The following is a 21,380-nucleotide window of genomic DNA, read 5'->3' as shown; positions in this document are numbered from 1 at the left end:
GGGGGCAAGCTTTCAGGTAAGGTCGGCCATCAGCACTTTGGAACGGCGCTGATAGTTGTACATCTGCTTTTTGGTCTCCGGCAGCGAATCAATATCCACCGGGGTAAAGCCGCGCTCCTGGAACCAGTGAATGCTGCGCGTGGTCAGCACAAACAGTTTGCTCAGGCCAATCTGTCTCGCTTGCGCGGCAATACGCTCCAGCAGGACTTCACCGCGCGACGAGCTGCGATAGTCCGGGTGTACCGCCACGCAGGCCATCTCGCCGATTTTCTCTTCCGGGAAGGGATAAAGCGCCGCACAGGCAATGGTCAGATTATCGCGTTCAATAATGGTGAATTTATCGATCTCCATCTCCAGCTGCTCGCGGGAGCGGCGCACCAGAATGCCCTGTTGTTCAAGCGGGCGGATAAGTTCGAGAATGCCGCCAATATCGTTGATGGTGGCGCGGCGGATCTGCTCGGCGCTCTCCATCACAATCTGCGTACCGATACCGTCGCGGGAGAACAGCTCCTGCAACAGCGCGCCGTCTTCCTGATAGCTGATCAAGTGGCTGCGCCGCACGCCGCTGCGACAGGCTTTGACCGCGCCACGCAGGAAACGCACCGTGCCGGAGTGGTAATCTCCTTTTGCTTCCAGCGCCTCGACGCGCGCCTGCGCTTCGTTCGGGAACAGCTCGGAAACAATATCGCCCTCGTCGTTCATTACCCCTTGCGACGAGCAAAAACCGATCATTTTTTCGGCTTTCAGCTTGATGGCAAGCTGGGTGGCGATCTCTTCGGAGGTGAGGTTAAAACTTTCGCCAGTGACTGACACCGCGACCGGCCCCATCAGCACAATCGCACCGCTGTCGAGCTGGCGATGGATCGCTTCTTCATCAATACGGCGAATACGTCCGCTATGGCAATAATCCACGCCGTCATCGACGCCCAGCGGCTGGGAAATAATAAAGTTGCCGCTGACCACGTTAATGTGCGCGCCCTGCAATGGCGTATTGTTGAGGCTCATCGACAGCCGCGCCGTGATGTCGAGCTGCAACAGGCCTGCCGCTTGCTTAACCAGTTCAAGGGTTTTTGCATCGGTCACGCGGGTGTGTTTGTGGTAAATCGGTTCATGATGATGTTCGGCAAGGTTGGCGTCGATTTGTGGACGCGCGCCATACACCACCACCAGCCGGATGCCGAGGCTGTGTAACAGGCCGATGTCATTGACAATACTGGAAAAATTCTCGTGCGCAATGGCTTCGCCGCCGAGCATAATGACAAATGTCTTTCCCCGATGGGCATTAATATAGGGAACAGAATGGCGGAATCCTTGTACCAGTTCGGTTCTGCGCTCTCTTACCACGGCCTGTCCTCAATGCATGATTATTCGTAAATTGTGTATTTTTATTCTTTTCTGCCGCCCGGTGCAAGTGCAAATTTTGTCGTCTTTCAATAAAGTTGCCCCGGCGAAGCCATTGAGCAGACATATGTTTACCCTTTAATAGATGACAGTTTATGCATCATTCGTTAAAGTTTTCGGTCAATTCTGACGAATAGCATTATTTAGCGAAAAATTGCTCGGGAGAGGCATGTCGGGAAGTCAATCATCGGTGAGCCGCCGCAGGTTATTAAAAGGGGCGGGGGCCATGTGGTTATTAAGCGTAAGCCAGATTGGCCTGGCAGCGGTAAGCCAGGTGGTGGCGGTGCGCGTCTGGCCGGCGTCTACCTATACGCGCGTGACGGTGGAATCGAATCAGGTCATCAAATACAAGCAGTTCACGTTGAGTAACCCTGACCGGCTGGTGGTGGATCTCGAAGGCGTACACCTTAACTCCGTGCTGAAAGGCATGGGGATGCAGATTCGTGGCGACGATCCCTTCATCAAATCTGCGCGCGTAGGTCAGTTTGATCCGCAAACCGTGCGCATGGTGTTTGAGCTGAAACAGGATGTTGCGCCGCAACTGTTCGCGCTGGCACCGGTTGCTGGCTTCAAAGAGCGGCTGGTGATGGATCTCTATCCGGTGAATGCGAAAGATGTGCAGGATCCGCTGTTGGCGTTGCTGGAAGAGTACAACAAAGGCGATCTTGAACAGCAGATGCCGAAGCAGGATAGCGGCCCGCAGCCGGGGAAAGCGGGGCGCGATCGGCCGATCGTTATTATGCTGGATCCCGGTCATGGCGGCGAAGATCCGGGGGCGATGGGGAAATACCGTACCCGCGAGAAAGACGTGGTGCTGCAAATCGCCCGCCGTCTGTATGCGCTGATCGAGAAAGAAGGCAATATGAAGGCCTACATGACGCGTAACGAGGATGTCTTTATCCCGTTGAAAGTGCGCGTTGCCAAAGCACAAAAACAGCGTGCGGATCTGTTTGTGTCGATTCACGCCGATGCCTTCACCAGCCGTCAGCCGAGCGGTTCTTCGGTATTTGCTCTTTCGACCAAAGGGGCGACCAGTACGGCGGCGAAGTATCTGGCGGAGACGCAGAACGCCTCCGACCTTATTGGCGGCGTCAGTAAAAGCGGCGACCGTTATCTTGATCACACCATGTTTGATATGGTGCAGTCGCTGACCATCAATGACAGCCTGAAGTTCGGCAAAGCCGTGCTCAACAAGCTCGGCAGCGTTAACAATCTGCATAAAAATCAGGTGGAACAGGCCGGTTTTGCGGTGCTGAAGGCGCCGGATATTCCGTCGATTCTGGTCGAGACCGCATTTATCAGTAATGTGGAAGAGGAACGCAAGCTGAAGACGGCCAAATTCCAGCAAGAAGTGGCGGAGTCGATTCTGGCGGGGATTAAAGCCTACTTCGCGGATGGCGCGACGCTGGCGAGAAGGGGATAACAGAGTGGCGCTGAAAGGTGCCATTTTTTTACGGACCGCAGAAACAAAAAAACACCCGTTAAGGTGTTTATTGTGTTGGTTGCGGGGGCCGGATTTGAACCGACGACCTTCGGGTTATGAGCCCGACGAGCTACCAGGCTGCTCCACCCCGCGTCCGTCTGTTTACACTTCCATCATGTAAACTTTTTTCTTCACATTTTAATTGGTTGCGGGGGCCGGATTTGAACCGACGACCTTCGGGTTATGAGCCCGACGAGCTACCAGGCTGCTCCACCCCGCGTCCGTGGATGCGCACTATACTCTGCAAACTTATTGATGCAACCTTTTTTTTGACTAATTCGACGAATTACCGGGGTTATGTGTAAAAACAATACAATCAGCTTGTTTTTTATGCGAAATTGGCCATGGGTTGTGCTGACGCATTTCTTTAGTGAATAGGGTTTGTTATCTTCACCCCGCTGCAGGTTAATCAGAAGACGAGATATAATGAAAGGACGTTGGGCTAAGTTCGTACTCACAGGCGCCATGGTCGCAATCCTTGCCGCTTGTTCCTCCAAACCGACCGATCGCGGTCAACAGTATAAAGACGGAAAGTTTTCCCAGCCTTTTTCCCTGGTCAATCAACCTGACGCCGTCGGTGCGCCAATCAACGCCGGAGATTTCTCCGAGCAGGTTAATCAAATCCGTTCCGCTTCTCCGCGCCTCTATAGCAGCCAGAGCGGCCTTTATAATGCGATCCAGTCCTGGCTGATGTCGGGCGGCGATACGCGCACTCTGCGCCAGTACGGCCTTGATGCGTGGCAGATGGAAGGCACGGATAACTACGGAAACGTGCAATTTACCGGCTACTACACGCCGGTAGTGCAGGCGCGCCACACGCGCCAGGGCGAGTTCCAGTACCCCATTTATCGCATGCCGCCCAAACGCGGCCGCTTGCCATCGCGCGCGGAAATCTATGCCGGCGCGCTCAGCGACAACTATGTGCTGGCATACAGCAATTCGCTGATGGACAACTTTATTATGGATGTGCAGGGCAGCGGCTATATCGATTTTGGCGATGGCAGCCCGCTTAACTTCTTCAGTTACGCCGGAAAAAATGGCCATGCTTACCGCAGTATCGGCAAAGTGTTGATCGATCGCGGCGAAGTGAAGAAAGAAGATATGTCGATGCAGGCCATCCGCGAATGGGGTGAAAAACACAGTGAAGCGGAAGTGCGCGCGCTGCTGGAAGAGAATGCGTCGTTTGTCTTCTTTAAACCGCAATCCTGGGCGCCGGTGAAAGGCGCCAGCGCGGTGCCGCTGATTGGCCGTGCTTCTGTTGCGTCCGATCGCAGCATTATTCCTCCGGGCACCACATTGCTGGCGGAAGTGCCGCAACTGGACAATAAAGGCAAATTCAACGGTCAGTATGAATTGCGTCTGATGGTGGCGCTGGATGTCGGCGGCGCTATCAAAGGACAGCACTTTGATATCTATCAGGGCATTGGCCCGGATGCCGGTCACCGCGCAGGTTGGTATAACCACTATGGTCGGGTTTGGGTGCTGAAAAACGCCCCGGGCGCGGGCACCAGCGGCGGCGTGTTCAGCGGCTGAGTGTGATACACTCTGCAACCCTCTTTCGCCTGCGGAAGAGGGTTTTCTGTTTTCTTTGAGGTCTGTTTTATGTCAGCAGTAATCAGCGATGCCTGGCGTCAGCGTTTTGGCGGCACGGCGCGTTTATATGGCGAGAAAGCGTTGCAGTGGTTTGCCGATGCGCATATCTGCGTGGTCGGCATTGGCGGCGTGGGTTCCTGGGCGGCTGAAGCGCTGGCGCGAACGGGCATCGGCGCGATCACGCTGATCGATATGGACGACGTTTGCGTCACCAACACCAACCGGCAGATCCATGCCCTGCGCGATAACGTTGGCCTCGCAAAAGCGGAAGTGATGGCCGATCGTATTCGTCAGATCAACCCGGAGTGCCGGGTGACGGTGGTGGATGACTTTGTGACTGCCGACAACGTTGCGCAGCTGATGAGCCAGGGCTACAGCTATGTGATCGATGCGATCGACAGCGTACGCCCGAAAGCTGCGCTGATTGCCTGGTGCCGTCGCAATAAGATCCCGCTGGTGACCACGGGCGGTGCCGGGGGGCAGATCGATCCGACGCAGATCCAGGTCAGCGATCTGGCGAAAACCATTCAGGATCCGCTGGCGGCAAAATTGCGCGAGCGCCTGAAAAGTGATTTTGGCGTGGTGAAGAACAGCAAGGGGAAGCTCGGCGTCGACTGTGTATTCTCCACCGAAGCGCTGGTTTACCCGCAGGCGGACGGTTCAGTCTGTGCGATGAAAAGCACGGCGGAAGGGCCGAAACGTATGGATTGCGCAGCCGGTTTTGGTGCTGCAACGATGGTGACCGCGACCTTTGGTTTTATCGCGGTCTCCCATGCGCTGAAAAAACTGATGGCAAAAGCGGAGCGTCAGGCCAGCGCCTGACGGGCCGCATCCTGCACGGCGGCGGCCAGCGCCGCCAGCCCCTGGCTACGCGACGCACTCAGCTGGGCGCGTAACCCCAGTTCATCGAACAGCGCCAGCGGATCGTGATGAATGAGATCGTCCGGGCGCTTGCCTTCTACCGCCGTCAACAGCACGGCCAGCAATCCGCGTACAATCCGGCCTTCGCTCTCGCCGAAGAAATGCATCGTTCCCTCCGCGCTCAGCGTTGAACCGAGCCAGACGCGATTTTCGCAGCCGGGAATTTCCCGCGCCTGCGCTTTCAGCGCTTCCGATGCCGCAGGTAGTTGCTTACCGAGCATGATCAACTGACGGTATTTATCTTCCCATTGGTTCAGTGCGCCAAACGTCTGGCGCAGTGTCTCTTCGGTCACGGTCGTGCCGAACGGGTGTCCGGCGAAAGTCGGGCTTGTCATTAATCCACCAATATTTCCAGGGCGCGGTCCACAGCCTGCACCAGCGCGTCTACATCCTGTTGTGTATTATAGGGTGCAAATGAGGCGCGCAGGGTGCCGCTGACGCCAAGTGCGGCCAGCAGCGGCTGGGCGCAGTGCTGACCGGCGCGCAGCGCAATACCGTAGCCCGCAAGCAGTGTCACCATATCGCCGTGATGTACGCCGTCAAAATCGAAGGCCAGCAGGCTTGAGTCCTGGCAGCGAAAAGAGCGGAAACCCGGGCGTTTAGCCAGTTGATCTTCTGCCAGTGTCGCCAGCCCGCGGCTGTAGCTCTCCGCCTGGGCGATATCCAGCGTTTTCAGCCACGCCAGCGCCGCGCTGAGGCCAATCACCCCCGCCACGTTTGGCGTACCGGCTTCCAGCTTGTACGGCACTGGCTGAGTGGTGAAGCCGTCAAATGTCACTTCGCTGATCATCTTGCCGCCGCCCAGCCACGGCGTCATCTCATCCAGCAATTCCGCTTTACCATACAGCGCGCCGATACCGTTGGGGCCGTAGAGTTTATGGCCGGAAAATGCATAGAAATCGATATCCAGCCGCTGCACGTTGGCCGGGAAATGCACCACACCTTGCGCGCCATCGACCATCACCACCATGCCTGCCGCATGCGCCAGCGTAATTGCCTGCGCCAGATCCGGGCAACCGCCGGTGACGTTGGACATCTGTCCCAGCGCCAGGATGCGGCTGCGTGAGGTGATAAGCGACGGCAGTTGGTTGATATCCGGCAGGTGATCGGCGCCGAGCGGCAGTTTCACCACCCGCGCGCCGGTTTGTTGCGCCACCATCAGCCACGGCACCAGATTGGCGTGATGTTCCGCCTCGCTGACAATGATTTCATCGCCCGCTTGCAGGCGCGGGCGCGCGTAGCATTGCGCGACCATATTGATGGCTTCGGTGGTGCCGCGCGTCCAGACGATGTTTTTGCCGGAAGGCGCATTGAGCAGCGCGGCGACCTGGTCACGCGCGGCTTCGTAGCGTGCGGTTAACTGCTGCGCCTGGGCAAACTGGCTGCGGTGCACATTACCGGCACTGAGGCTGTAAAACTGTTGTGTGGCATCGATTACCGCCTGTGGTTTCAGGGCGGTGGCGGCGCTATCCAGATAGACGCCCGCGTCGGCCAGCGCCGGGAACTGCGCGCGAAAGTGCGATGGGTTAAATGCGTTCATGCGATTCCTCGTATCAATAACGCGATCGTCGCGCAATTTTTCTGTCGGAGCAAGAACGTTGCGCTCCATCGGAATTGTCTGTTTGTCCTGGCAGGGAGATGTAAGCAGGTTATGCTAAATAGTGTTAGGTAAATGTTTAAGACTCTTCCACTAAGAGTGTTTCACAGCATTAATTGCCAGAAGGAGAAGAAGATGAAGAAGACTGCCGCAATTATTTCTGCATGTATGTTTACTTTTGCCCTGAGCGCCTGTTCCGGTCCGAATTACGCGTTACATACCAATGATGGACGCACGATCGTCTCGGAAGGGAAACCGAAAACGGACGATCAGACCGGCCTGATTTCGTATAAAGACGCTAACGGCAACGAACAGCAGATCAACCGTACCGACGTGAAAGAGATGGTCGCGCTGGATAAGTAAGCGCTAAACGTGGGGTAAAAAAAAGCACCGCAATCTTGCGGTGCTACATTAATCACTATGGACAGACAGGGTAAATGTACAGGAAGTGAAAAAGGGGTAGCGTCGCTACCAGGGTCTGAATCGCAGACCAATTGCAAACACAACAACACAACATCACAACCGTAAGCCAAAAGCCCTTCAGAACACGCATTCCAAAAAAGCTCTTCGTTCCGGCTCAGGAAGTGCCGCCACTATAGGTATTTGCTGGTATAAGCTCAACGGACAATTTATAATGGCTCAGATAAAAAAAACTAATAGGTTAAACACTGTTTCCTGTTTGTTAAATTGCCTTTACATCTAAGCCTGAAGACCATGTCCAAGCGATTACCACCACTGAATGCATTACGCGTTTTTGATGCCGCCGCACGCCATTTAAGTTTCACGCGCGCAGCCGATGAGCTTTTTGTGACGCAGGCCGCAGTAAGTCACCAAATCAAGTCTCTCGAGGATTTTCTCGGGCTCAAGCTCTTTCGCCGACGCAACCGTTCGCTGCTGCTGACCGAAGAGGGGCAGAGCTATTTTCAGGATATCAAAGAGATATTTTCCCAACTGACGGAAGCCACCCGCAAGTTGCAGGCGCGCAGTGCGAAAGGCGCGCTCACCGTCAGTTTGCTCCCCAGTTTTGCCATCCAGTGGATGGTGCCAAGGCTCTCCGACTTTAACTCAACTTATCCGGGAATTGACGTTCGTATCCAGGCCGTTGACCGTCAGGAAGATAAACTGGCGGACGATGTCGACGTGGCGATTTTTTACGGGCGCGGTAACTGGCCGGGAATGCGTGTCGAAAAATTGTACGCCGAATATTTGCTGCCGGTCTGTTCGCCGCTGTTACTGACGGGCGATAAGGCGCTGAAAACGCCGCAAGATTTAGTGCACCACACGTTATTGCACGACGCATCGCGTCGCGACTGGCAAACTTATACGCGGCAATTAGGTCTTAACCTCAACGTTCAGCAGGGACCCATCTTCAGCCACAGCTCTATGGTGCTTCAGGCGGCCATCCACGGACAGGGGATCGCACTGGCCAACAACGTAATGGCGCAGTCCGAAATCGAGGCAGGCCGGCTGGTCTGCCCGTTTAATGATGTTCTGGTCAGTAAGAATGCGTTTTATCTGGTTTGTCATGACAGTCAGGCAGAACTGGGTAAAATAGCCGCCTTTCGTCAGTGGATCCTGGCCAAAGCGGCAAGCGAACAGGAAAAATTCCGTTTCCGTTATGAACATTAATGCGCGCGTGGCGCGTATGACTTTTTAGGGTACTCACATGACCAGCCGTTTTATGTTGATTTTCGCCGCGGTGAGCGGTTTTGTGTTTGTCGCGCTCGGCGCGTTCGGCGCGCATGTTTTACGTAAAACTTTGGGTGTGCCGGAGATGAGCTGGATCCAGACCGGCCTCGAATATCAGGCATTCCACACGCTGGCCGTGCTGGGCCTGGCGGTGGCGATGCAGCGTCGCATCAGCATCTGGTTTTACTGGAGCAGTGTTTTTCTTGCGCTGGGCACCGTGCTGTTTAGCGGCAGCCTCTATTGCCTGGCGCTTTCGCATTTACGCCTGTGGGCGTTTGTTACGCCAGTCGGTGGGGTTTGTTTCTTAATCGGCTGGGCATTGATGTTGATTGGCGCAATTCGTCTGAAACGTAGGGGCGTTGTTCATGAATAAAGTGGTATTGCTGTGCCGCCCGGGTTTTGAGAAAGAGTGTGCAGCCGAAATTACCGATAAAGCCGGCCGCCTTGAGGTGTTTGGTTTTGCGCGGGTGAAAGAGAATTCGGGCTATGTCGTGTTCGAATGCTATCAGGAAAACGACGCGGACAAAGTAGCGCGCGAGCTGCCGTTCAGTTCGCTGATTTTCGCCCGTCAGATGTTTGTCGTGGGCGAGCTGCTGCGCGATCTGCCGCCGGAAGATCGCATTACGCCGATCGTCGGTATGTTGCAGGGCGTGGTGGAGAAAGCCGGGGATTTGCGCGTCGAGGTGGCCGATACCAACGAAAGCAAAGAGCTGATGAAGTTCTGCCGCAAGTTCACCGTGCCGCTGCGCGGTGCGCTGCGTGAAGCGGGCGTGCTGGCGCGCAGTGATTCGCCGAAACGCCCGGTGGTGCATATCTTCTTTATTGCGCCAGGCTGCTGCTATACCGGTTATTCGTATTCGTATAACAATTCGCCGTTCTATATGGGCATCCCGCGCCTGAAGTTCCCGTCGGATGCGCCGAGCCGTTCAACCCTCAAACTGGAAGAGGCGTTCCACGTCTTTATTCCGGCGGACGAGTGGGATGAGCGCCTGGCCAACGGCATGTACGCGGTGGATCTCGGCGCCTGTCCGGGCGGCTGGACGTATCAACTGGTGAAACGCAATATGTGGGTGGCTTCTGTGGATAACGGCCCGATGGCGCAAAGCCTGATGGATACCGGGCAGGTCACCTGGCTGCGGGAAGATGGTTTCCGCTACCGGCCGAACCGCAGTAACATCTCGTGGATGGTGTGCGATATGGTGGAGAAACCGGCGAAAGTCGCCGCGCTGATGGCGCAGTGGCTGGTTCAGGGCTGGTGCCGCGAAACCATTTTCAACCTGAAGCTGCCGATGAAAAAACGCTATGAAGAGGTGTCAAATAACCTCGCCTATATCCAGCAGCAGCTGGATGAACATAATATCGCGGCGCAAATTCAGGCGCGCCAGCTGTACCACGATCGCGAAGAAGTCACGGTACATGTGCGCCGTATGTGGGCGGCCGTCGGCGGTCGTCGCGACGAGCGTTAAAAGCAACGGAGCCGGGCAATGTCCGGCTCAGGCGAGTTTGCTGTCAGAGATAATATGCGTCACATCATCCAGGTGCCCAATCCGCGCCTCTCCCGAACGATTGAATTTACTCTTATCGATCAGCAGTAACGACTGCGCCGCGCGTTTCAGCAGAATGGACTTGAACCCGGCATTGTAGGTGTTTGAATCCCAGAGCGCGCCGCTGCTGTCTATCCCTTCGCAGGAAAAAATAAACAGGTCGATATCGAGCGCTTTGAGCTGGGAGATGAGCGACGGATTGACGTAGCAGCCATATTTGCGCTCCAGCGTGCCGCCGGAACTGATCAGTTGCAGATGTTCACGCTTGCCCAGCTCCTGGCAGATTGGGTGGCTGTTGGTAAAGACATGGAGATGGCAATCCGGCAACTGGCGGGCGAGATACCAGCAGGTGGTGCTGGCGTCGAGCGCGATCACCATGCCTTCCTCTATCCAGCCGAGCGCTTCGCGGGCGATATCGGCCTTGTGGGCGTAATGGCTTTTCAGGCGGATATGAAAGGGATCGCCGCTGTCCTGGTTTTCCCGGTGGAGCGTCCTGGCGCGCCCGTGATTGCGCAGCACTTTTCCCTGCGCCTGCAATTCACTGAGATCGCGGCGAATCGTCTCTTTACTGACGTTGAGCTGCGCTGACAATGCTTCGGTTGTCAGGCTCTGGTGATGCCTCAACAGATCGATGATGGTTTGTTGGCGTGCCGCTTTCATCTGCTCTTCTTCCGTCATCCGATGGAGTCCCGCCTCATACGGGCGTTCCGGACAGAAGCTTACGGCGTAACTTCTTTCTTTAAAAGAGCATTCCCTGCTTAGCGCACTCTCCTGTGATAACGCTCGCAAAGGCTTTTTGCGAAAGAAACGGGCGCGATTTTGCCGCAGAAGAACAGGCGCCCTGATTTCAGGACGCCTGAGCGCTTACGGGTTACCGGCTTTGGCCAGCTCTTTGGTTAACGGCAACATAATCCGCATTACGTCGCGGCTACGGTGCGCAATACGGCCGGGCAGGGCTTGATCGAGGAACTGTTGGTTATCGATACGCGCGTTGTGGTAGCTAACGCCATCAGGGAAACTCTTCGATTTCGCCCGCTGTTGCATGCCGTCTTTCTTACCGAGCGACCAGTTGGTGGCTTCCACCGACAGCACCGGGATCCCCGCTTTATCAAACACCTCGGCATCGTTACAGCAGCTGGTGCCTTTCGGATAATCCGGGTTAAGACCGGGGTTTATCATCGCGTTGATACCGTGGGTGCGGGCAATAGCCAGCGCACGATCCCGCGTCAGTTTACGGACCGATGCTGGCGTATTTTTACCGCTATTAAAGTAGAGCTTGTCGCCGACAATCAGGTTATTGAGATTGATCACCAGCAGCGTATTTTTCTTCTCTTGCTCGCTCATCCGCGCGAGCACGTTTGCTGCGCCAAGGTGGCCCTCTTCGTCGCCGCTGGTGGCGACAAAGCGGATGCTGTACTGCGTCGGTACGGATTTCAGCACCTGCGCCAGTTCCAGCATTACACCCAGCGCGGCCGCGTTGTCATCCAGGCCCTGAAGTGTCAGGCCGCCCAGATTGTTATCGACATCGGCATCGCTGCGCGGCGCATACGTATCAAGATGCGCCATAATCATGATCTGCTGCGGCAGCGTGCCTTCATGGGCGGCGATCACCGTACTGCCGGTGACATTTTGCCAGTTCTGCCGGTTATCTTTGGTGGTGTAGCGGTAGCGGGTTTTGAACTTGCGGATATCGCTCTGGTAGCCCATCTGCGCAAACTGCTGCTGCAAATAGTCTGCGGAGAGCATTTCAGCCGGTGTGCCGGTCATGCGTCCGGGAAAGAGGGTGGCAATGTGGCGAGCCTGCTCGTTTGCAAATTCACCGGGTTGGGACGTACGGGCATGAGCCGGAAGGATAAAGCATACGCCGAGCGCCAGGGCAGCGGTACGGAGGCGCAATGCGGAAAACATAGAAAGTCCTTTATGCAGCAATTTTTTTGACGCGCTTAGTATGAAACTGTGACCGGCTTTACACAATTTCATTTGTTCTTAACCTGCCGAAAATGCTCGCCTTAAGCACTTTTTGATATTTGTATTGCCACTGCGTTATTCCTTTGCGGAACTACTCATTCCAATTCGTAATTTCATTCGCCCGGAACCGCCACCTATAGTCGCACTATTGCTGGCTGTAAGTGAGTTGCTTTGTGGATTACCTGCCGATATTTGCTGAAGTAAAAGACCGCCCCGTACTGGTGATTGGCGGCGGCGAAATCGCCGCGCGCAAAATCACCTTTTTGCGTCGTGCTGGTGCACGCGTGCAGGTTGTCGCGCAACGGCTGGAACCGCAACTGCAACAGCTTGCCGACAGCCAGACGATTCACTGGCTGGCGACCGAATTTGACGAGGCGCAGCTGGATGCCGTTTTGCTGGTGATTGCGGCAACCGATGACTCGGCGCTGAATCAACGCGTCTTTGCGGCGGCGAATGCGCGCCTCAAACTGGTCAACGTGGTGGATAACCAGCCGCTGTGCTCCTTTATTTTCCCGTCGATTGTCGATCGCTCGCCGCTGCTGGTGGCGATCTCCTCTGGTGGAACCGCGCCGGTGCTGGCGCGTCTGCTGCGTGAAAAGATTGAAGCGCTGCTGCCGGGCAATCTGGGCCGCATGGCGGAAGTGGCCGGGCGCTGGCGTTCGCGGATTAAAACCTTTCGTCGCACCACAGATGAACGTCGCCGCTTCTGGGAAAGCGCTTTTCGCGGGCGTTTTGCCAGCCTGATGGCCGCCGGAGATGAACCCGCCGCCGAAAAAGCGCTCGAAGCCGAACTGGCTCAACCGGGTTCGGGTAGCGGAGAGATTATCCTTGTAGGTGCCGGGCCGGGCGATGCGGGATTGCTGACACTGCGCGGTTTGCAGGTGATCCAGCAGGCCGACGTGGTGTTTTACGATCATCTGGTCAGCGATGAAGTGCTGGAGCTGACCCGTCGCGATGCAGAGAAAATCTGCGTCGGTAAACGTGCCGGTTCCCATGCGGTAGCGCAGCATGAGACCAACCGCATGTTGGTGGATGCGGCGCGCGAAGGTAAAACGGTGGTGCGGCTGAAAGGCGGCGACCCGTTTATTTTTGGCCGCGGCGGCGAAGAGTTACAGGCGGCGGCAGAAGCCGGCATTCCTTTTCAGGTGGTGCCGGGCGTCACGGCGGCATCCGGCGCGACGGCTTATGCAGGTATTCCCCTGACGCACCGGGATTTTGCCCAGTCGGTAACATTTGTCACCGGCCACTATAAAGCCGACAGCGTACCGTTCGACTGGTCGCAACTGGCGCAAAGCCGCCAGACGCTGGCGATTTATATGGGCACCATGAAAGCGGCAGAGATCAGCGAACAACTGATTGCTCACGGGCGCGATAAAACCACGCCGGTGGCGGTGATCTCTCGCGGTACGCGCGCGGAGCAACAGGTTGCTACCGGCACACTAGAACAACTCGAGGAACTGGCGCATGCTGCGCCGATGCCCGCCCTGCTGGTGGTGGGCGAAGTGGTGCAGTTGCATCGCGAGCTCGCCTGGTTCCGGCATACGACAGCAACGGACGCCTTTGACGCCTCCGTGATTAAACTGGCTTAAGGAATGGTTATGGATCAAAAACGACTCACTCACCTGCGACAACTGGAGGCGGAAAGCATCCATATCATCCGCGAAGTGGCCGCCGAATTTTCCAACCCGGTGATGATGTACTCCATCGGCAAAGATTCCAGCGTGATGCTGCATCTGGCGCGTAAAGCCTTCTATCCGGGCACGCTGCCGTTCCCGCTGCTGCACGTCGATACCGGCTGGAAATTCCGTGAGATGTATGAATTCCGCGACCGTACCGCCAAAGCATATGGCTGTGAACTGCTGGTGCACAAAAACCCGGAAGGGGTGGCGATGGGGATTAACCCGTTCGTGCATGGCAGCGCGAAACATACCGACATTATGAAAACCGAAGGGCTGAAGCAGGCGCTGAACAAATACGGTTTTGACGCTGCGTTCGGTGGCGCGCGTCGCGACGAAGAGAAATCACGCGCCAAAGAGCGTATTTACTCCTTCCGTGACCGTTTCCACCGCTGGGATCCGAAGAACCAGCGCCCGGAGTTGTGGCACAACTACAACGGCCAGATCAACAAGGGCGAAAGCATCCGCGTGTTCCCGCTTTCGAACTGGACCGAGCTGGATATCTGGCAGTACATCTTCCTGGAAAATATCGACATCGTTCCGCTGTACCTGGCGGCAGAGCGCCCGGTGCTGGAGCGCGACGGCATGCTGATGATGATCGATGACGACCGTATCGATCTGCAACCTGGCGAAGTGATCGAGCAACGGATGGTGCGTTTCCGTACGCTTGGCTGCTGGCCGCTGACCGGCGCGGTGGAATCTTCCGCGCAAACGCTGCCGGAGATCATCGAAGAGATGCTGGTTTCCACCACCAGTGAACGTCAGGGCCGCGTGATTGACCGCGACCAGGCCGGCTCGATGGAGCTGAAAAAACGTCAGGGATACTTCTAAGGAGCCGCCATGAATACCACTATTGCCCAACAAATTGCCAATGAAGGCGGCGTCGAAGCGTATCTGCACGCCCAGCAGCACAAAAGCCTGCTGCGCTTTCTGACCTGCGGTAGCGTCGATGACGGGAAAAGTACCCTGATCGGTCGTTTGCTGCACGATACCCGCCAGATCTATGAAGATCAGCTCTCTACCCTGCATAACGACAGCAAACGCCACGGCACGCAGGGCGAAAAACTCGACCTGGCGCTGCTGGTGGACGGCCTGCAAGCGGAGCGTGAGCAGGGCATCACTATTGATGTGGCCTATCGCTATTTCTCCACCGAGAAGCGCAAATTTATCATCGCCGATACGCCAGGGCACGAGCAGTACACCCGCAATATGGCCACCGGCGCGTCCACCTGCGATCTGGCGATTTTGTTGATCGATGCGCGTAAAGGCGTGCTGGATCAAACCCGTCGCCACAGCTTTATCTCCACGCTGCTGGGCATTAAGCACCTGGTGGTGGCGGTGAATAAAATGGATCTGGTGGAGTTTAGCGAAGAGACCTTCGAAAACATCCGTCAGGACTACCTGACCTTTGCCGAACAACTGCCGGGCAACCTGGATATCCGCTTCGTGCCGCTGTCGGCGCTGGAAGGCGATAACGTTGCCAGCCAGAGCGAAAAAATGCCGTGGTACAGCGGTCCGACGCTGCTGGAAGTGCTGGAAACCGTCGAGATCCAGCGCGTGGTGGATACTCAGCCGATGCGTTTCCCGGTGCAGTATGTTAACCGTCCGAACCTCGATTTCCGTGGTTTCTCCGGTACGCTGGCATCCGGCGTGGTGAGCGTTGGTCAGCGTATCAAAGTGCTGCCGTCGGGCGTGGAATCGACCATTACCCGTATCGTCACGTTTGATGGCGATTTACAGGAAGCGGCCGCGGGTGAAGCCATTACGCTGGTGCTGAAAGATGAGATCGACATCAGCCGCGGCGATCTCATCCTGGATGCGCAGGAAACCCTGCCTGCCGTGCAGCGCGCGTCGCTTGACGTGGTGTGGATGGCTGAACAGCCGTTGCAGCCGGGCCAGAGCTTTGACATCAAAGTGGCGGGCAAAAAGACGCGCGCACGCGTCGATGCCATTCAGTATCAGGTGGACATCAACAATCTGACGCAGCGCCAGGTTGAGAGCCTGCCGCTGAACGGCATTGGCCTGGTTGATTTGACCTTTGATGAACCGCTGACGCTGGACGCGTATCAGCAAAACCCGGTCACCGGCGGTATTATCTTTATCGATCGGCTGAGCAACGTGACCGTGGGCGCGGGTATGGTGCGTGATGTTCATATTGAACAGACGACCAGCGCTTCGGAGTTCAGCGCGTTTGAACTGGAGCTGAACCAGCTTATCCGTAAGCACTTCCCGCACTGGGGCGCGCGCGATCTGCTGGGAGGCAAATAATGGCTCTGCATGACGAAAATGTCGTCTGGCATGCCCATCCGGTAACGCCTGAACAGCGCGAGCAACTCCACGGTCACCGTGGGGTTGTGCTGTGGTTTACCGGGCTCTCCGGCTCCGGCAAATCGACGGTCGCTGGCGCGCTGGAAGAGGCGCTGCATAAGGCGGGCGTCAGCACTTATCTGCTGGATGGCGACAATGTGCGCCACGGTTTGTGCAGCGATCTCGGTTTTAGCGATGACGATCGCAAAGAGAATATCCGCCGCGTCGGCGAAGTGGCCAAACTGATGGTGGAATCCGGGCTGGTGGTGCTGACGGCATTTATTTCGCCGCATCGCGCTGAGCGTCAGATGGTGCGTGAACGCCTGGGGGAAGGGCGTTTTATCGAAGTGTTTGTCGATACGCCGCTGGCGATTTGCGAAGCGCGCGATCCTAAAGGGTTATACAAGAAAGCGCGCGCCGGGGAACTGCGTAATTTCACCGGCATTGATTCAGTTTACGAAGCGCCCGAATCGCCGGAAGTTCACCTGCAGGGTGAACAATTGGTAACAAATTTGGTCAGCCAATTATTAGACCTCCTCCGGGAGAGCGATATTATCAGATCCTGAGACGGTACTGGCGATACGCGCCCTCTTCAGGCATCCCGGCGTGGATTTTGCGCTTCCTGAATTTGCGCGCGTATCTCCTGTTTACCGGTCGTACAGGCAACAGGATCCGATATGCGTAACAGTCAGAACATCACCCTCACACGGTCGCCATCACTCCCTGCGACCGCCGACGAAACCACATGGTCTTTTCCCGGGGCCGTGGTGGGGTTCGTTGCATGGCTGCTGGCGCTGGCGATCCCGTTTATGATTTACGGTTCCAACACGCTATTTTTCTTTCTCTACACTTGGCCGTTTTTCCTCGCGCTGATGCCCGTTTCTGTGGTGGTCGGCATTGCGTTGCATTCGCTGCTCGGTGGCCGGTTGCTCTACAGCAGCGTGGCGACGCTGTTGACGGTCGCCGCCATGTTTGGCGTGCTGTTTATGTGGTTGCTGGGCTAGCGGCCATACGTCAAAGCGTAACCCTCATTAAGGCAATGTGTCCGGCTACGGTTCGGAAGACATTTATGATAAAGTCTGGCGCTTGCGCGGCATCGCCCGGCCCCGGAGTGGAGTCTGACGAAAAGTTATGGGATGATGGTGCCGTTTTTCAGGGGGCAGGATGGGTAAACTAACGCTGCTATTGCTGGCTTTACTGGTCTGGCTACAGTATTCGCTGTGGTTCGGCAAGAATGGTCTGCATGACTACGGCCGCGTCAGCGAAGATGTGGCGACACAGCAGGCGACGAACGCCAAATTAAAATCGCGCAACGATCAGCTTTTCGCCGAAATTGACGACCTCAATGGCGGTCAGGAAGCGATTGAGGAACGCGCACGCAATGAATTAACCATGACTAAGCCGGGCGAAACGTTTTATCGTCTGGTGCCGGATTCGTCAAAGCGTACTCCGGGGTCAGCGCAAAACCAGAATCAGAATCAAAACACACAAAATAATCGATAAACAGTCCCGGGTTTACGACATGTCAGCACTAATTCCGGACGTCTGTGCCGTGGTGCCGGCCGCCGGATTCGGCCGCCGCATGCAAACGGAATGTCCTAAGCAGTATCTCTCCATTGGCCACAAAACCATTCTTGAGCACGCCGTAGATGCGCTGCTTGCCCACCCGCGCGTTAGCCGGGTGATTATTGCCGTCAGTCCAGGCGACGAGCGCTTTGCCCGTCTGCCGCTGGCGCAGCATCCGCAGATTACCGTGGTGAACGGCGGCGCAGAACGCGCCGATTCGGTGCTGGCGGGCTTAAAGGCCGCTGGCGACGCGCAGTGGGTGCTGGTGCATGATGCCGCGCGTCCTTGTCTGCACCAGGACGATTTAAACCGGCTATTACAGCTCAGCGAAACCAGCCGCGTCGGCGGCATCCTCGCCGCGCCGGTGCGCGACACCATGAAACGCGCGGAGCCGGGAAAAACGGCGATTGCCCATACCGTCGAGCGCAATGATTTATGGCATGCGCTGACGCCGCAATTTTTCCCGCTGCAACTGTTGCACGATTGCCTGACCCGTGCCCTGAATGAAGGCGCGACGATCACCGACGAAGCGTCGGCGCTGGAGTATTGCGGATTCCACCCGGAGTTGGTTGCCGGACGCGCAGACAATATTAAAGTGACCCGACCGGAAGATTTACGGCTGGCAGAATTCTATCTGACCCTTTCAGACCTTCAGGAGAAAGCATAATGCGTATTGGACACGGTTTTGACGTACACGCCTTTGGCGGCGAAGGCCCGATTATTATCGGCGGCGTACGCATTCCTTACGAGAAAGGGCTGCTGGCGCACTCTGATGGCGATGTGGCGCTGCACGCGCTGACCGATGCGCTGTTGGGCGCGGCAGCGCTGGGCGACATCGGCAAACTGTTCCCGGATACCGATCCGGCATTTAAAGGCGCCGATAGCCGCGCGCTGCTGCGCGAGGCCTGGCGACGCATTCAGGCGAAGGGCTATTCGCTGGGTAACGTTGATGTGACCATTATTGCCCAGGCGCCGAAAATGCTGCCGCACATTCCGCAGATGCGCGTCTTCATCGCCGAAGATCTCGGTTGCCATATGGATGATGTCAACGTCAAAGCCACCACCACCGAGAAACTCGGTTTTACCGGGCGTGGCGAAGGCATTGCCTGTGAAGCGGTCGCGCTGCTGGTGAAGGCGGCAAAATGACAGAATTCGATAACCTGACCTGGCTGCATGGCAAACCGGCGGGCAGCGGGATCCTCAAAGCCAACCCGGAAGATTTCGTCGTTGTGGAGGATCTCGGCTTTGAACCGGACGGCGAAGGCGAACATATTCTGGTGCGTATTCTGAAAAACGGCTGCAACACCCGTTTTGTGGCCGATGCGCTGGCAAAATTCTTAAAAATTCATGCACGTGAAGTGAGCTTCGCCGGGCAAAAAGATAAACATGCGGTGACCGAGCAGTGGCTGTGCGCCCGCGTGCCGGGCAATACGATGCCGGATCTCAGCGCGTTTGCACTTGAAGGCTGTAAAGTGCTGGAGTATGCCCGCCACAAGCGCAAGCTGCGGCTGGGCGCATTGCAGGGCAACGCGTTTACGCTGGTGCTGCGTGAAGTGAGCGATCGGGCGGATGTGGAAACCCGTTTGCAGGCCATCGGTGAAAAAGGTGTGCCGAATTATTTCGGCGCGCAGCGTTTTGGCATTGGCGGCAGCAATTTGCAGGGTGCGTTGCGCTGGGCGCAGAGCACTGCGCCAGTGCGCGACCGTAATAAACGCAGTTTCTGGCTGTCGGCGGCGCGCAGCGCGTTGTTTAATCAAATCGTCAACGAACGATTGAAAAAAACAGACTTTAATCAAGTTGTTGACGGCGATGCGCTACAATTAGCGGGGCGCGGTAGCTGGTTTGTCGCCAGCGAGGAAGAGCGCGCGGAATTGCAGGCGCGCGTCGATGCGCAAACCTTAATGATTACCGCCGCGCTGCCGGGCAGCGGCGATTGGGGCGCGCAGCGCGCAGCATTGGCGTTTGAGCAACAGGCGGTTGCCGATGCGCCGGAGTTACAGGCGCTGCTGGTGCGGGAGAAAGTCGAAGCCGCGCGCCGCGCGATGCTGCTCTATCCGCAGAAGCTTTGCTGGAACTGGTGGGATGATGTCACCGTCGAGTTACGTTTCTGGCTCCCGGCGGGAAGTTTTGCCACCAGCGTGGTCAGGGAACTTATTAACACATCGGGTGATTATGCGAATATTGCTGAGTAACGATGACGGGATCCACGCGCCGGGAATCCAGACGCTGGCAAAAGCGCTGCGCGAGTTTGCCGATGTTCAGGTGGTCGCGCCCGATCGTAACCGCAGCGGTGCGTCTAATTCACTGACGCTCGAATCTTCGCTCCGTACTTTTACCTTTGAAAACGGCGATATTGCCGTACAGATGGGCACCCCGACCGACTGCGTTTTCCTTGGGGTGAACACGCTGATGCGTCCGCGCCCGGATGTGGTGGTTTCCGGCATTAATGCCGGGCCGAATCTCGGCGACGATGTGATCTACTCCGGCACCGTTGCGGCCGCGATGGAAGGGCGTCATCTCGGTTTTCCGGCGCTGGCCGTCTCGCTCAACGGGCATACCCATTATGAAACGGCAGCCGCCGTTACCTGCTCTCTTCTGCGTGCGCTCAGTCGCGAGCCGCTGCGTACCGGGCGGATCCTCAATATCAACGTGCCGGATCTGCCGCTCGATCAGATCAAAGGTATTCGCGTTACCCGTTGCGGTAGCCGTCACCCGGCCGATCAGGTTATTCCGCAGCAGGATCCGCGCGGTAACACGCTGTACTGGATTGGTCCGCCCGGGGAAAAATGCGATGCCGGGCCGGATACGGATTTTGCAGCCGTGGATGAAGGCTACGTCTCTGTCACGCCGTTGCATGTAGATTTAACAGCATACAGCGCGCATGATGTGGTGTCGGGCTGGCTGGATCGTGTCGGGGTGAATTCGCAATGGTGAGTAAACGCGTACAGGATCTTCTCAATCAATTACGCGCGCAGGGCATTAAAAATGAGCGGGTGCTTGAGGCGTTATCGCAAGTGCCGCGCGAGAAATTTATCGATGAGGCGTTTGAACACAAAGCGTGGGATAACGTCGCGTTGCCTATTGGTCAGGGGCAAACCATTTCGCAGCCGTATATGGTGGCGCGAATGACCGAACTGCTGGATCTGACACCCGCGTCGCGGGTGCTGGAAATCGGCACCGGCTCCGGCTATCAAACGGCGATTCTGGCGCGTCTGGTACACCATGTCTGTTCTGTTGAACGCATCAAAAGCCTGCAATGGCAGGCGCGCCGCCGCCTGAAACAGCTCGATCTACACAATGTTTCTACTCGTCACGGTGATGGCTGGCAGGGGTGGCAGGCTCGCGCTCCGTTTGACGCCATTATTGTGACCGCCGCACCGCCGGAGATCCCTGCCGCATTGATGTCGCAGCTGGATGATGGCGGCCTTCTTGTTTTACCCGTAGGCGACGAAATGCAGCAGTTGAAGCGCGTTCGTCGGCGGGGAAGTGAATTTATTATTGATACTGTGGAAGCGGTGCGCTTTGTTCCGCTGATAAGAGGCGAACTGGCCTGAGTTACAGAGTTTTCCCTGGGATTTTCAGGCCGTAACAGCGTATGGTGGGCACATTTGCCGCCAGGCGTCGCGGTTATTTTT

Annotated in this window: 23 protein-coding genes and 2 tRNA genes; 18 read left to right on the top strand and 7 right to left on the bottom strand. The window is 56.6% G+C overall.

The genetic code is table 11. The features are described 5' to 3' along the window. Positions 1–12: 12 nt before the first annotated feature. Positions 13–1,344, bottom strand: a complete 1,332-nt coding sequence (argA, locus tag C0557_RS20555; RefSeq protein WP_074773116.1) for an amino-acid N-acetyltransferase — start codon at positions 1,342–1,344, stop codon at positions 13–15. 226 nt (positions 1,345–1,570) lie between these two features. Here argA and amiC point away from each other — a divergent pair, with 226 nt between their 5' ends. Next, positions 1,571–2,824 carry an N-acetylmuramoyl-L-alanine amidase AmiC gene (gene amiC, locus C0557_RS20550; protein WP_208660616.1) on the top strand — a complete coding sequence of 418 codons (1,254 nt, stop codon included), beginning with the start codon at positions 1,571–1,573 and terminating at the stop codon, positions 2,822–2,824. Positions 2,825–2,900: 76 nt separating this feature from the next. Here the strand turns inward: amiC and C0557_RS20545 are convergent. Together C0557_RS20545 and C0557_RS20540 are read right to left on the bottom strand one after the other, a co-directional pair. After that, positions 2,901–2,977, bottom strand: a tRNA-Met gene (locus C0557_RS20545). Between the two features lie 50 nt (positions 2,978–3,027). Continuing rightward, positions 3,028–3,104: transfer RNA gene (locus C0557_RS20540), tRNA-Met, on the bottom strand. A 206-nt stretch (positions 3,105–3,310) separates the two neighbouring features. On the opposite strand from C0557_RS20540, the gene mltA reads away from it, so the two are divergent. Continuing rightward, entirely contained in the window at positions 3,311–4,417 is a 1,107-nt protein-coding gene (gene mltA, locus C0557_RS20535) for a murein transglycosylase A (RefSeq protein ID WP_208660614.1), read from the top strand. A 69-nt stretch (positions 4,418–4,486) separates the two neighbouring features. Continuing rightward, entirely contained in the window at positions 4,487–5,299 is an 813-nt protein-coding gene (gene tcdA / locus C0557_RS20530; RefSeq protein ID WP_208660613.1) for a tRNA cyclic N6-threonylcarbamoyladenosine(37) synthase TcdA, read from the top strand. Here the strand turns inward: tcdA and csdE are convergent. Beyond that, on the bottom strand, positions 5,284–5,733 hold the full coding sequence (gene csdE, locus C0557_RS20525; protein ID WP_043956757.1) for a cysteine desulfurase sulfur acceptor subunit CsdE: 450 nt from the start codon (positions 5,731–5,733) through the stop codon (positions 5,284–5,286). The genes tcdA and csdE overlap by 16 nt on opposite strands. Then, positions 5,733–6,938, bottom strand: a complete 1,206-nt coding sequence (gene csdA / locus C0557_RS20520) for a cysteine desulfurase CsdA (RefSeq protein WP_208660611.1) — start codon at positions 6,936–6,938, stop codon at positions 5,733–5,735. The genes csdE and csdA overlap by 1 nt, the downstream gene beginning before the upstream one ends. Before the next feature lie 192 nt (positions 6,939–7,130). Here csdA and C0557_RS20515 point away from each other — a divergent pair, with 192 nt between their 5' ends. The 4 genes from C0557_RS20515 (at position 7,131) to rlmM (ending at position 10,150) form a co-directional block, all read left to right on the top strand. After that, complete coding sequence (locus C0557_RS20515; RefSeq protein ID WP_043956759.1) at positions 7,131–7,358, top strand: YgdI/YgdR family lipoprotein; 228 nt, start codon at positions 7,131–7,133, stop codon at positions 7,356–7,358. A gap of 351 nt (positions 7,359–7,709) precedes the next feature. Then, complete coding sequence (gene gcvA / locus C0557_RS20510) at positions 7,710–8,624, top strand: transcriptional regulator GcvA (RefSeq protein ID WP_208660609.1); 915 nt, start codon at positions 7,710–7,712, stop codon at positions 8,622–8,624. 37 nt (positions 8,625–8,661) lie between these two features. Next, positions 8,662–9,057 (top strand): DUF423 domain-containing protein, encoded by a 396-nt coding sequence (locus C0557_RS20505; protein ID WP_007370377.1) that lies wholly within the window; start codon positions 8,662–8,664, stop codon positions 9,055–9,057. Beyond that, entirely contained in the window at positions 9,050–10,150 is a 1,101-nt protein-coding gene (gene rlmM, locus C0557_RS20500; protein WP_074773139.1) for a 23S rRNA (cytidine(2498)-2'-O)-methyltransferase RlmM, read from the top strand. Before C0557_RS20505 ends, rlmM begins: the two co-directional genes overlap by 8 nt. Before the next feature lie 27 nt (positions 10,151–10,177). Here rlmM and fucR read toward each other — a convergent pair whose 3' ends face one another. Together fucR and C0557_RS20490 are read right to left on the bottom strand one after the other, a co-directional pair. Further along, complete coding sequence (fucR, locus tag C0557_RS20495; RefSeq protein ID WP_208663068.1) at positions 10,178–10,888, bottom strand: L-fucose operon activator; 711 nt, start codon at positions 10,886–10,888, stop codon at positions 10,178–10,180. Positions 10,889–11,092: 204 nt separating this feature from the next. Further along, the gene (locus C0557_RS20490) at positions 11,093–12,136 is read right to left on the bottom strand and encodes an aminopeptidase (protein WP_208660607.1); all 1,044 of its coding nucleotides are present in this window, start codon (positions 12,134–12,136) and stop codon (positions 11,093–11,095) included. A gap of 242 nt (positions 12,137–12,378) precedes the next feature. On the opposite strand from C0557_RS20490, the gene cysG reads away from it, so the two are divergent. The 11 genes from cysG to C0557_RS20435 all read left to right on the top strand — a co-directional run bounded on the left by cysG (position 12,379) and on the right by C0557_RS20435 (position 21,299). Continuing rightward, positions 12,379–13,785, top strand: a complete 1,407-nt coding sequence (cysG, locus tag C0557_RS20485; protein ID WP_208663066.1) for a siroheme synthase CysG — start codon at positions 12,379–12,381, stop codon at positions 13,783–13,785. Between the two features lie 9 nt (positions 13,786–13,794). Continuing rightward, positions 13,795–14,703 (top strand): sulfate adenylyltransferase subunit CysD, encoded by a 909-nt coding sequence (gene cysD, locus C0557_RS20480; RefSeq protein WP_074773150.1) that lies wholly within the window; start codon positions 13,795–13,797, stop codon positions 14,701–14,703. Between the two features lie 9 nt (positions 14,704–14,712). Then, positions 14,713–16,140: a sulfate adenylyltransferase subunit CysN gene (gene cysN / locus C0557_RS20475; protein WP_208660605.1), complete on the top strand. Its 1,428-nt coding sequence runs from the start codon at positions 14,713–14,715 to the stop codon at positions 16,138–16,140. Then, complete coding sequence (gene cysC, locus C0557_RS20470) at positions 16,140–16,745, top strand: adenylyl-sulfate kinase (RefSeq protein ID WP_043956764.1); 606 nt, start codon at positions 16,140–16,142, stop codon at positions 16,743–16,745. Before cysN ends, cysC begins: the two co-directional genes overlap by 1 nt. A 111-nt stretch (positions 16,746–16,856) precedes the next feature. Next, the gene (locus C0557_RS20465) at positions 16,857–17,183 is read left to right on the top strand and encodes a DUF3561 family protein (protein WP_074773156.1); all 327 of its coding nucleotides are present in this window, start codon (positions 16,857–16,859) and stop codon (positions 17,181–17,183) included. Positions 17,184–17,343: 160 nt separating this feature from the next. Beyond that, positions 17,344–17,682 (top strand): cell division protein FtsB, encoded by a 339-nt coding sequence (gene ftsB / locus C0557_RS20460; RefSeq protein ID WP_007370386.1) that lies wholly within the window; start codon positions 17,344–17,346, stop codon positions 17,680–17,682. Positions 17,683–17,701: 19 nt separating this feature from the next. After that, complete coding sequence (gene ispD, locus C0557_RS20455; RefSeq protein WP_074773158.1) at positions 17,702–18,412, top strand: 2-C-methyl-D-erythritol 4-phosphate cytidylyltransferase; 711 nt, start codon at positions 17,702–17,704, stop codon at positions 18,410–18,412. Then, the gene (gene ispF, locus C0557_RS20450; protein ID WP_074773161.1) at positions 18,412–18,891 is read left to right on the top strand and encodes a 2-C-methyl-D-erythritol 2,4-cyclodiphosphate synthase; all 480 of its coding nucleotides are present in this window, start codon (positions 18,412–18,414) and stop codon (positions 18,889–18,891) included. Before ispD ends, ispF begins: the two co-directional genes overlap by 1 nt. Beyond that, positions 18,888–19,937: a tRNA pseudouridine(13) synthase TruD gene (gene truD, locus C0557_RS20445; protein ID WP_208660602.1), complete on the top strand. Its 1,050-nt coding sequence runs from the start codon at positions 18,888–18,890 to the stop codon at positions 19,935–19,937. Before ispF ends, truD begins: the two co-directional genes overlap by 4 nt. Further along, positions 19,918–20,679, top strand: a complete 762-nt coding sequence (gene surE, locus C0557_RS20440) for a 5'/3'-nucleotidase SurE (RefSeq protein ID WP_208660600.1) — start codon at positions 19,918–19,920, stop codon at positions 20,677–20,679. The genes truD and surE overlap by 20 nt, the downstream gene beginning before the upstream one ends. Then, complete coding sequence (locus C0557_RS20435; RefSeq protein WP_007370391.1) at positions 20,673–21,299, top strand: protein-L-isoaspartate(D-aspartate) O-methyltransferase; 627 nt, start codon at positions 20,673–20,675, stop codon at positions 21,297–21,299. The genes surE and C0557_RS20435 overlap by 7 nt, the downstream gene beginning before the upstream one ends. Positions 21,300–21,380: the final 81 nt, after the last annotated feature.

Source organism: Kosakonia sp. MUSA4 (assembly GCF_013085925.1).
Taxonomy (GTDB): Bacteria; Pseudomonadota; Gammaproteobacteria; order Enterobacterales; family Enterobacteriaceae; genus Kosakonia; species Kosakonia sacchari_B.
The sequence above is the reverse complement of the archived record's forward strand: the minus strand, read 5'-3'. Positions and strand labels throughout refer to the sequence as shown.